The following is an 11,624-nucleotide window of genomic DNA, read 5'->3' on the forward strand; positions in this document are numbered from 1 at the left end:
AGGCACCGAGACGGTTCCGCGAGCCGCCGCCGGAGAATTCGCGCAGGTCAGACGCATTGTCAGTGGTCGGGTGCAGGATGGACGCATGGTCAGCTCCGCACACCGAGCCCTCGACGGCTTCTCCCCCGCGACCCGCGGCTGGTTCACGGGGGCCTTCTCCGCGCCCACCGCGGCCCAGGCGGGCGCGTGGCAGGCCATCGGTGAGGGCTCGGACGTGCTGGTGGTCGCCCCGACCGGCTCCGGCAAGACACTGGCCGCCTTCCTCGCCGCCCTGGACCAGCTCGCCGCGACACCCCCGCCCGCCGACCCGAGGAAGCGCTGCCGCGTCCTGTACGTGTCTCCGCTCAAGGCCCTCGCGGTCGACGTCGAGCGCAACCTCCGCAGCCCGCTCACCGGCATCCGTCAGGAATCCGTCCGCCTGGGCCTGCCCGAGCCCGAGGTCAAGGTCGGCATCCGCTCCGGCGACACCCCGCCCGCCGAGCGCCGCGCGCTGTCCACACGCCCGCCGGACATCCTGATCACCACCCCGGAGTCCCTGTTCCTGATGCTGACGTCGGCCACGCGCGAAGCGCTGACGGGCATCGAGACGGTGATCCTGGACGAGGTGCACGCGGTCGCGGGCACCAAGCGGGGCGCGCATCTCGCGCTGTCCCTGGAGCGGCTGGACGAGCTGCTGCCGAAGCCGGCCCGCCGTATCGGCCTCTCGGCGACCGTGCGCCCCGTCGACGAGGTCGCCCGCTATCTCTCCCCGCGCGGCAGGGTGGAGATCGTCCAGCCCAAGTCCGGCAAGGAGTTCGACCTCTCCGTGGTCGTCCCGGTCGAGGATCTGGGCGAGTTGGGCGGCTCCCCGGTGGCCGACGGCAAGGAGGGTGCGGAGAAGCCGTCGATCTGGCCGCATGTCGAGGAGCGCATCACCGACCTGGTCCAGTCGCATCGTTCAACGATCGTGTTCGCCAACTCCCGCCGCCTCGCGGAGCGTCTGTGCAACCGGCTCAACGAGATCGCCTACGAGCGCGCGACCGGCGAGCCCCTGGACGAACACCACGCACCGGCCGAGCTGATGGGCGGTTCCGGCGCCGCCCAGGGCGCGCCCCCGGTCATCGCCCGCGCCCACCACGGCTCGGTCTCCAAGGAGCAGCGCGCCCAGGTCGAGGAGGACCTCAAGGCGGGCCGACTGCCCGCCGTGGTGGCCACGTCCAGCCTGGAGCTGGGCATCGACATGGGCGCCGTCGACCTCGTCATCCAGGTGGAGTCCCCGCCCTCCGTGGCCTCCGGCCTCCAGCGCGTGGGCCGCGCGGGACACCAGGTCGGCGCGGTCTCCACGGGCGTGGTCTTCCCGAAGTACCGGGGCGACCTCGTCCAGGCCGCCGTGGTCACCGAGCGGATGCGCACCGGCTCCATCGAGTCCCTGAAGGTCCCCGCCAACCCCCTGGACGTCCTCGCCCAGCAGCTCGTCGCGATGACCGCGCTGGACACTTGGCAGGTCGACGACCTGCTCGCCACGGTCCGCCGTGCCGCGCCCTTCGCCTCGCTCCCGGAATCGGCGTTCACCGCCGTGCTCGACATGCTCGCGGGCCGCTATCCGTCCGACGCGTTCGCGGAGCTGCGCCCGCGCGTGGTGTGGGACCGCATCGCCGGCACGATCACCGGCCGCCCCGGGGCACAGCGCCTCGCCGTCACCTCCGGCGGCACGATCCCCGACCGCGGTCTCTTCGGGGTCTTCCTGGCCGGCGCCGACCCCAAGAAGGGCGGCGGCCGGGTCGGCGAGCTGGACGAGGAGATGGTCTACGAGTCCCGGGTGGGCGACGTCTTCACGCTCGGCACCAGCTCCTGGCGGATCGAGGACATCACCCGCGACCGCGTCCTGGTCTCCCCCGCACCGGGCGTCCCCGGCCGGCTCCCCTTCTGGAAGGGCGACCAGCTGGGCCGCCCGCTCGAACTGGGCCGCGCGGTGGGCGCGTTCCTGCGCGAGGTCGGATCGCAGTCCAAGGAGGACGCCCGCCTGCGCCTCCTCGCCGCGGGCCTCGACGCCTGGGCCGCGGAGAACGTGCTGTCGTACCTGGCCGAGCAGCGCGAGGCCTGCGGTCACATCCCGGACGACCGCACGATCGTCGTGGAACGCTTCCGTGACGAACTCGGCGACTGGCGCGTGGTCATCCACTCCCCCTTCGGCGCCCAGGTCCACGCCCCCTGGGCCCTCGCCCTCGGCGCCCGCCTCTCCGAGCGCTACGGCATGGACGCCCAGGTGATGCACGCCGACGACGGCATCGTCCTGCGGCTGCCCGACGCCGACCTGATGGGCCTGGACCTGCTCGACCAGGAACCCATGAAGGCCGGCACTGAGTACGACGCCGACCAGGCCCCCGTAGGCGCGGCGGACGTCGCCTTCGACAAGGGCGAGGTCAATCAGATCGTCACCGACCAGGTCGGCGGCTCGGCCCTGTTCGCGGCCCGCTTCCGCGAGTGCGCCGCCCGTGCGCTGCTGCTGCCGCGCCGCAACCCCGGCAAGCGCACCCCGCTGTGGCAGCAGCGCCAGCGCGCCGCCCAACTCCTCCAGGTGGCAAGCGAGTTCGGCTCGTTCCCGATCGTCCTGGAGGCTGTCCGCGAATGCCTCCAGGACGTCTTCGACGTCCCCGGCCTCACCGAGCTGATGGGCGACCTGGAGTCCCGCAAGGTCCGCCTCGTCGAGGTCACCACCCCCGAGCCGTCCCCCTTCGCCCGCTCCCTCCTCTTCGGGTACGTCGCCCAGTTCCTCTACGAGGGAGACTCACCGCTCGCCGAGCGCCGCGCCGCCGCCCTGTCCCTGGACTCCCATCTGCTGGCCGAGCTGCTCGGCCAGGCGGAGCTGCGCGAACTCCTCGACGCCGAGGTGCTGACCGAGCTGGAGCGCGAACTCCAGTGGCTCACCGAGGACCGCCGCATCAAGGACGTCGAGGGCGTCGCCGACCTGCTGCGGATGCTCGGCCCGCTCACCGACGCCGAGTTGGCCGAGCGGGGCGCCGCGCCGCAGTGGGCCCAGGAACTGGCCTCGGCCCGCCGCTCGATCCGGGTCCGTATCGCCGGTGCCGACCACTGGGCGGCGATCGAGGACGCGGGCCGCCTGCGCGACGCGCTCGGCACGGCACTCCCGGTCGGCGTCCCGGAGGCGTTCACCGAACCGGTCAAGGACCCGCTCGGCGACCTCCTCGCGCGCCACGCCCGCACCCACGGCCCGTTCACGTCGGCCACAGCAGCGGCCCGCTTCGGTCTGGGCGTGGCGGTCACCGACGGCGCGTTGCAGCGGCTCTCGGCCAACGGCCGTGTCGTACAAGGGGAGTTCCACCCGGCCGGCATCGGCCAGGAGTGGTGCGACGCGACGGTGCTGCGCCGCCTGCGCCGCCGTTCTCTGGCCGCGCTGCGGCACGAGTTGGAGCCGGTGCCACCGGCCGCGCTCGCCCAGTTCCTCCCCCAATGGCAGCACATCGGCAAGGGCCACGGGCTGCGCGGCATCGACGGACTGGTGCGCGCCGTCGAGCAGTTGCAGGGCGCCTCCGTGCCCGCGTCCGCCCTGGAGAAGCTCGTCCTGCCGTCCCGCGTGGCGAACTACACACCCGCGATGCTCGACGAACTCACCTCCGCCGGCGAGCTGGTGTGGGCCGGCGCGGGCTCCCTCCCCGGCAAGGACGGCTGGGTCTCCCTGTACCTGGCGGACGCGGCCCCCCTGCTCCTCCCACCCCCCCACCCCCTCGAACTCACAGCGCTGCACCAGTCGGTCCTGGACACCCTCTCCGGCGGCTACGGCCTCTTCTTCCGCCAGATCACCGACCAGATCCGCGCGACCACCCACCCCGACGTCACCGACCCCCAACTGGCCGACGCCGTATGGGACCTGGCCTGGTCCGGACACCTCACGAACGACACGCTCGCCCCCATGCGCGCCCTGCTGGGCTCCGGCCGTACGGCAGGTTCCACGGCCCACCGCGCCAAACGCACGGTCCCGCGCGGGCGCTACGGCTCACTCACTGCAGCCGCGCGCCCCGCCTCCCGCACCGGGCCGCCAACCGTCGCGGGCCGCTGGTCCCTGCTCCCCGCCCACGAACCGGACCCCACAGTGCGCGCCCACGCCCTGGCCCGCACCCTGCTCGACCGGCACGGCGTGGTGACCCGGGGAGCCGTCGCCGCGGAAGGCGTCGAGGGCGGCTTCTCGGCGACGTACCGCATCCTGTCCGTCTTCGAGGAGAGCGGCCAGGCACGGCGCGGCTACGTCGTGGAGGGCCTCGGCGCGGCCCAGTTCGCGATGGACGGCGCGGTGGACCGCCTCCGCGCGGTCGCCAACGCCCGCGACCGGGGCGACGACCTGCCCGTTCCGAACCCCACGGACAACGACCCCTACGGCTTCGGCGCCCTCACCGGCCCCACCTCCCCGACCTCCGACTCGGGCAACGGTTCCACCACCCCCTTCGAAACACCGAGCACCGCCGACGAGTCACCCGACAACCGTGGCCGACAAGCCCCCTATGCCTCGCCCGACCATCACAACCAGCAAGCCCCGTACGCCTCCCCCACCGACCACGGCCGACTCGACGCATCCCACTCCCCCGGAACATCCGGATCCCCGGGTACATCCGACGCCTCCGGAGTCCACGACTTCGCCGACGCCTTCGGCCCGTTCACCGACTTCGACGACCTCGACAGCCTGGGCTCACCGTCCGACCGCCCCACGAACCCCGGCGACCCCAGCTCCCGGCACCACCGCACCCCTTCCTCCCACCCCCCGTCCCCGGGCGACTACATCTCCCCCCGCGACTTCCCCGCCCCGCCACCCCAGGGCAACACCAGTTCCCCCTACGCCAACCACCACCCCCGCCGCCCCTCCCTCGCCACCCGAGCCGTGGTCCTGGCCGCCGCCGACCCGGCGAACGCGTACGGCGCCGCCCTCCCCTGGCCCGAGCCGCCAACCGGCGCCGGGCACAAGCCGGGGCGCAAGGCGGGCTCTCTAGTAGTGCTGGTCGAGGGTGAGTTGACGCTCTACATGGAGCGCGGCGGCAAGACCCTGCTCGCCTGGCCCTCCGCACCGGACACCACGGCCCCCGAAGACCCACGCCTCCAGGCCGCCGCCGAGGCCCTCGCGGCAGCGGCCCGAGCCGGTTCCCTAGGCACGGTGACGGTGGAGCGCGTCAACGGCGCCTCGGCCCTGACCTCCCCCATCGGCACCCTCCTGGAAGGAGCGGGCTTCATCGCGACACCACGCGGCCTGCGCCTCCGCGCATGAACCAGATCAGCGGCCTTACGGGGTCCGACCACCCCTCACCCCGAACGCCCCCTCACTCCGAACCGCCCCTCACCCCGAACGGCCCCTCACTCCGAGCCACCCCTCACCCCGCACAACCACTCACCCCGAACCGCCCCTGCGCCACCCCACCGCTCGCCCCGAGCGGAACCCACCGCCGCAGCCGTGCCCGCCACCCCCTGGCCGCAGCCGCCGACGGCGATTCCGCCCCACAGGGGCCACCCACACCCGACGACAAAAGCATCACGGGCGGTGCGGGTGGGGAAAACATCGAGGCCGATGGCGAAGCCGAGGCCGTGAGCAGCGGCTCCGCCGCCCTCCTCGCCTCATGCTCCCTCACCGCATGCCACCCCTCACTCCAACCCCCTCCACACACCACACCCCGCACCCCTCCCCCTCCCACCCCATGCCACCCTTGACTCATGCCTGAAGGCGACACCGTCTGGCAGACCGCGAAGCGCCTCCACACAGCCCTCGCGGGCAAGGTGCTGACCCGCAGCGACCTCCGCGTACCGAAGTACGCCACGGCAGACCTCACCGGCCGCACCGTCCTGGACGTCACCCCCCGGGGCAAACACCTGCTGACCCGTATCGAGGGCGGCCTCACCCTCCACTCGCACCTACGAATGGACGGCACCTGGAGGATCTACGCCAACGGCCAACGCTGGAGCGGCGGCGGCCCCGCCCACCAGATCCGCGTGATCCTCGGCACCGCCGACCGCACGGCCGTCGGTTACCGCCTCCCCGTCCTGGAACTCCTCCGCACGACCGAAGAACACCGCGCCGTGGGCCACCTCGGCCCCGACCTCCTGGGCCCCGACTGGAACCCGGAACTGGCCCTCGCCAACCTCCTCGCGGATCCCACCCGCCCCCTCGGCGAGGCCCTGCTCGACCAGCGCAACCTGGCCGGCATCGGCAACATCTACAAAAGCGAGCTCTGCTTCCTCCTGGGTGCCACCCCCTGGCTCCCCATCGGCGCACTCCCCGCCGACCGCACCGCGAAGCTCCCCGCCATCGCCAAGTTGCTCCTGGAAGCCAACCGCGACCGCCCCCTCCGCAACACCACAAGCACCCTCACAAACCGCCCCCCGAACCCAAACCGCACCACAGCCCCCGGCACCGCAACCCCCGACACCTCAGCCCACCCCGCCCCACACACCCGCACCACACCCCTCCGCCCCACAACCCCCCACACCCCCCGCACCCCCGACCTCTTCGTCTACGGCCGCGCCCCCCGCCCCTGCCTCCGCTGCAACACCCCCATCCGCACGGCCAACCAGGGCGACGGCTCCCGAGACCGCCCCACCTACTGGTGCCCGTCCTGCCAGATAGGCCCCGCCCCGGGCACCACCCCACCCCCGGGAACTCAGCACCGTACGACTAATTGACGACCCGTCAGAAACCCTCGTACCGTCGTTTCATGCCCGTCAAGGCGTACGACCTCACCGGACGCACCGCTTTCGTCACCGGCGCCGCCAGCGGCATTGGCCGCGCATCCGCCGTACTGCTCGCCGAGGCGGGCGCTACCGTGCACTGCGCCGACCGCGACGCGCAGGGCCTGCACGAGACGGCGACCCTGATCAAGGACCAGGGCGGCACCGCCCACACCCACCACCTCGACGTCACCGACCGCGCGCGGGTCAGGCAGGCCGTCGAGTCCTTCGACGACCTGCACGTGATGGCCGCGGTCGCCGGGATCATGCACAACAGCACCGTGCTGGAGACCCGGGACGAGGACCTCGACCGCGTGCTGAACGTCAACTTCAAGGGCGTCCTGTACGCCTGCCAGGAGGCGGCCCGGCTGATGCTCGACCGCGGCACCAGGGGCAGCATCATCACCATGGCGTCGGGCGCGATCGACACCGGAGGAGCCGGGCTGCTCTGCTACAGCGCCGCGAAGGCAGCCGTCGTCCAGCTGACGAAGACGCTGGCGACGGAGCTGGGCCGGCACGGCATCCGCGTCAACGCGGTCGCGCCTGGCTGGGTCCGCACGCCCATGACCGACCACCACGAGGCCGAGGACCAGGCCCGTACCGAGGCGCTGATGGTCCGGCTGTCACCGCTGGGCCGGGTAGGTGAGCCGGAGGACATCGCCCACGCCGTGCTGCACCTGGCGTCGGACGCGTCGTCGTTCACGACAGGTCAGATCCTCCGCCCGAACGGCGGCGTGGCGATGCCTTGGTAGCCGACGCAGACTCGACGCCTGACGCAGAGCCGACGCCTGACTCCGACTCCACGCCCGACTCCGAGACGCCCGACGACGGCCCGGTGGCCGAAGACGGCCAGAGGCTCGGCGACGGACCGGTGCCCGGCAGTGGTCCGTCCGCCAGCCACACTCCACCGTCCGTCACGCCAGGCTCAGTCGGCACCCCAGCGACCGTCAAGCCGAAGTCCGGCGCTACTCCGTCGACCGGGGCGCCCGACGCCCGCCAGGCTGCCCGCCACCGCCCCGTAGCCACAGCCCCAGCCGCCCGCGCCTTGGGCATGCAGTGCACGGGAAGCAGGCTCAACCCCCACCCCCCGGCCGCTACGGCCCCCTCCAGCGCCCCCGCGTGCGGCGTCAGCGCGAGCCGCAGTACGGCCCACCACCACACCGCGCCGAGTCCGAGCGCGAGCCCCCAGCGTGCTATTCGCCCCGCCATGGCCCCACCTCCAGCCCGACGCTAGAACGTCACGGTCACCCGCAAGAAGGGCGCATCGACGGCACACCGACGCACCACTCGCCTCAACCATGACCGCACCGGGCCACACCGGCAAACGGACCGCGCCAGCCGTACAGGCACCCGCCAGGCCCCCGTCACCGCCCCCACCAGAAAGGACGGCAGCACACAGGGACGACAATGCGAAAAACCCCGACCGCACCTCCCCAGATCTCCCTGGAGAAGCCCCGGCCGGGGCCCGCACACATCGTTGAGGCCGGTCAGCGCCTCATCGGTCTACGTCAGCGTGAGCATCACGTCAGCGTGAGCGTCACGCGGCGACCACGTCCACCGCCTCGGCGGGGGCCTTGATGGTCACCCGTTCCGGTGGCACACCGGTCACCGACACGGAACCCAGCATCGGACGTACCGACGTGGGCACAGAACCGGTGGCCGCAGCAGACTGGGCCAGCTCGGCGAGAGCGAGCTCGTCGCTCACTTCCCGCATGAGCTCGGACATCCGTACGTCCAACGCGTCGCAGATGGCGGACAGCAGTTCAGAGGAAGCCTCTTTCTGCCCCCGCTCCACCTCGGAGAGATAGCCGAGTGAGACTCGGGCGGACGAGGAGACTTCGCGCAGAGTACGGCCCTGGCGCTGGCGCTGCCGACGCAGCACGTCACCCAACAGGCGACGGAGCAGAATCATCGGTGGCTCCCTCCTCGGACCGCGTAGCCGCATCCTTCTCGCCCCACCGTACCGCCTTGCGCCGCGGCCGTGCGGGGAGCGATGTCGTGTTCACTCAGGGCTGCAAACATCAAAACCCCCCGTTCTGTTCCGTATCCTGTGTCCGCTCATTCCCGGTCTGTTCGCTCACGAGCCGCTCCAGAAGCAGCGCGAGTACGCTCCGTACACTCTCTCTACGAATTTCCGCCCGGCCGCCGTTCAACCGCAGCGCGGCCACTTTCCCGCCACCGGCGGCATCCGATTCCGGTCCGGAGGGCCCGTCCACGGCCACGAAAACGGTGCCCACGGGCTGTCCGTCCTGCGGCTCCGGGCCCGCCACGCCGGTGGTCGCGATGCCCCAGTCGGCGCCCAGGGCCTTCCGTACGCCGGCCGCCATCTGGGCCGCGACCTGCGCGTCCACCGCTCCCCGCTCGGTCAGCAGGGTGGCGTCGACACCGAGCAGCTGGTGCTTCAGCTCGGTGGCGTAGGCGGTGACCGAACCGCGGAAGGCCTTGGAGGCTCCGGGCACCGATGTGATCTCCGCCGCAACCAGACCACCGGTGAGCGACTCGGCGACAGCGAGCGTCGCGCCGCTCACCGTCAGTAGTCGCACCACTTCAGTGGCCGTGGAACTCACGCTTCCGTCTCCTCCGACGCCGCCATGCGCTCGGCGATTCCCTGCCTGCGCAGCACAATGGCCTGTCTCACATAGTCGAGCCCGGTCAGCACGGTCAGAACGACCGCCGCGGCCATCACCCAGAACCGCAGAGTGGCCAGCCAGCCCGTCAGCGCCAGCACATACATCCCTACGGCCACGCCCTGGATGAGCGTCTTCAGCTTGCCGCCGCGCGACGCGGGAATGACGCCGTACCGGATGACAACAAAACGCAGCAGCGTGATCCCGAGTTCCCGGCCGAGGATGACGACGGTCACCCACCACGGCAGATCGCCGAGCGAGGACAGACAGATCAGCGCCGCTCCCATGATCGCCTTGTCGGCGATGGGGTCGGCGATCTTCCCGAAGTCGGTGACGAGGTCGTACGTCCGCGCCAGATGGCCGTCGAACAGGTCGGTGATCATGGCGATGGCGAACGCCGCCCAGGCGAACGAACGCATCGCCGGGTCGTACCCGCCGTCGGCCAGCATCAGGGCGACGAAGCCGGGGACGAGCAGCAGCCGGAGCATGGTCAGGAAGTTGGCGATGTTCCAGACGCTCGCCTGGTTGACCGCCGCGGCGACGACCTTCGCACCGCGCGCCGGACGCGGACCACCGGGCACGCCCGGCTCGACAACACCGGAAGAGGCATCACCGGCCGAGACTCCCCCGGAGGGGACACCGCCGGAGACCTGGCCCGACATCGCGCCGGAAGAGGCGCCACCGGAGGCCGCACCGGAACCCGCGCTCGCGGGCGCGCCGTTCGCGCTGGAGGTGCCGCCCGCCGCCGATGCCGGGACTCCGGTCATCTGCCCGCCTCCTCACTACACGCGAGCGAGCCCAGGAGCGGCTCGGCCACCAGGTCGACACCTTCCGTACCGACCACCTTCGCCTCGACCATACGGCCGACGCTCAGGCCCTCGCCGCTCGTGAGCAGCACCTGGCCGTCCGTCTCCGGTGCCTGGTGCTCGCCGCGGCCGTAGGCGCCGTCCTCGGAGTCCACCGACTCGACCAGCACCTGTACGGTCTCGCCGACGCGCTCCTCGGCGCGCTGCGAGACGAGTTCCTCGGCGAGCCGCGAGATGTGCGCGAGCCGCGCGTCGACGACGTCCTGGTCGAGCTTCTTGTCGTACGTCGCCGCCTCCGTGCCCTCCTCGTCGGAGTAGCCGAAGACGCCGATGGCGTCCAGGCGCGCGCCGTTCAGGAAGCGCTCCAGCTCGGCGAGGTCGGACTCGGTCTCGCCGGGGAAGCCCACGATGAAGTTCGAGCGCACGCCAGCTTGCGGGGCCTTGGAGCGGATGGTGTCGAGCAGTTCGAGGAAGCGGTCGGTGTCGCCGAAGCGGCGCATGGAGCGCAGCACGTCGGGGGCTGAGTGCTGGAAGGACAGGTCGAAGTAGGGCGCGACCTTGGGTGTCGAGGTGAGCACGTCGATGAGCCCGGGGCGCATCTCGGCCGGCTGGAGGTAGCTGACCCGCACCCGCTCCAGGCCGTCGATCTCCGCCAGTTCGGGCAGCAGCGTCTCCAGGAGGCGGATGTCGCCCAGGTCCTTGCCGTAGGACGTGTTGTTCTCGGAGACCAGCATGATCTCCTTGACGCCCTGCTCGGCCAGCCAGCGGGTCTCGTTCAAGACGTCGCTCGGGCGGCGGGAGATGAAGGAGCCGCGGAAGGACGGGATGGCGCAGAAGGTGCAGCGGCGGTCACAGCCGGAGGCGAGCTTCACCGAGGCGACCGGGGAGCCGTCCAGGCGGCGGCGCAGGGGCGCGCGGGGGCCCGAGGCGGGTGCGAGGCCGTCCGGGAGGTCGACCGGGCCGTGGCCGGGCAGCGCGACGTCGGCGGCGGATTCCTGCCGCTGGGCGGGGCTGATCGGCAGCAGCTTGCGGCGGTCGCGCGGGGTGTGCGAGGCGTGGATGCCGCCGTTCAGGATGGTCTGGAGGCGGTCGGAGATGTCGGCGTAGTCGTCGAAGCCGAGCACTCCGTCGGCCTCGGGCAGCGCCTCGGCGAGCTCCTTGCCGTACCGCTCGGCCATGCAGCCCACCGCCACGACGGCCTGTGTTCTGCCGTGACCCTTGAGGTCGTTGGCTTCGAGCAGGGCGTCTACGGAGTCCTTCTTGGCGGCTTCGACGAAGCCACAGGTGTTGACGACGGCCACGTCCGCGTCCTCGGCGTCCTGCACGAGTTGCCAGCCGTCCGCCTCCAAGCGGCCTGCGAGCTCCTCCGAGTCCACCTCGTTACGGGCGCAGCCAAGAGTGACGAGTGCGACGGTACGGCGTTCAGGCATGGGCTCAAGACTACTTCGTCCCACTGACACCCCACGTCGAAGGGGTTGGCCGATCTTGG

Annotated in this window: 7 protein-coding genes; 3 read left to right on the forward strand and 4 right to left on the reverse strand. The window is 71.8% G+C overall.

Going from position 1 to position 11,624, the window contains the following annotated elements; genetic code table 11:
* Window positions 1-85 precede the first annotated feature (85 nt).
* The 3 genes from OG714_RS15220 to OG714_RS15230 all read left to right on the forward strand — a co-directional run bounded on the left by OG714_RS15220 (window position 86) and on the right by OG714_RS15230 (window position 7,454).
* The gene (locus OG714_RS15220) at window positions 86-5,251 is read left to right on the forward strand and encodes an ATP-dependent helicase (protein WP_406121384.1); all 5,166 of its coding nucleotides are present in this window, start codon (window positions 86-88) and stop codon (window positions 5,249-5,251) included.
* A gap of 440 nt (window positions 5,252-5,691) precedes the next feature.
* Window positions 5,692-6,657, forward strand: coding sequence for a DNA-formamidopyrimidine glycosylase family protein (locus tag OG714_RS15225; protein ID WP_406121385.1), 966 nt, complete (start codon window positions 5,692-5,694; stop codon window positions 6,655-6,657).
* A gap of 32 nt (window positions 6,658-6,689) precedes the next feature.
* On the forward strand, window positions 6,690-7,454 hold the full coding sequence (locus OG714_RS15230) for an SDR family NAD(P)-dependent oxidoreductase (RefSeq protein WP_406121386.1): 765 nt from the start codon (window positions 6,690-6,692) through the stop codon (window positions 7,452-7,454).
* Between the two features lie 785 nt (window positions 7,455-8,239).
* Here OG714_RS15230 and OG714_RS15235 read toward each other — a convergent pair.
* The 4 genes from OG714_RS15235 to rimO form a co-directional block, all read right to left on the reverse strand.
* Window positions 8,240-8,614 carry a helix-turn-helix domain-containing protein gene (locus tag OG714_RS15235; RefSeq protein ID WP_019060943.1) on the reverse strand — a complete coding sequence of 125 codons (375 nt, stop codon included), beginning with the start codon at window positions 8,612-8,614 and terminating at the stop codon, window positions 8,240-8,242.
* 109 nt (window positions 8,615-8,723) lie between these two features.
* Entirely contained in the window at window positions 8,724-9,269 is a 546-nt protein-coding gene (locus OG714_RS15240; protein WP_406121388.1) for a CinA family protein, read from the reverse strand.
* Entirely contained in the window at window positions 9,266-10,096 is an 831-nt protein-coding gene (pgsA, locus tag OG714_RS15245; protein ID WP_406121390.1) for a CDP-diacylglycerol--glycerol-3-phosphate 3-phosphatidyltransferase, read from the reverse strand. Before pgsA ends, OG714_RS15240 begins: the two co-directional genes overlap by 4 nt.
* A complete protein-coding gene (rimO, locus tag OG714_RS15250) occupies window positions 10,093-11,565 on the reverse strand; it encodes a 30S ribosomal protein S12 methylthiotransferase RimO (RefSeq protein ID WP_406121392.1) in 1,473 nt (490 codons plus the stop codon). The genes pgsA and rimO overlap by 4 nt, the downstream gene beginning before the upstream one ends.
* Window positions 11,566-11,624 lie beyond the last annotated feature (59 nt).

Origin of the sequence: Streptomyces sp. NBC_00989, assembly GCF_045162655.1 — a bacterium.
Classification (GTDB): domain Bacteria; phylum Actinomycetota; class Actinomycetes; order Streptomycetales; family Streptomycetaceae; genus Streptomyces.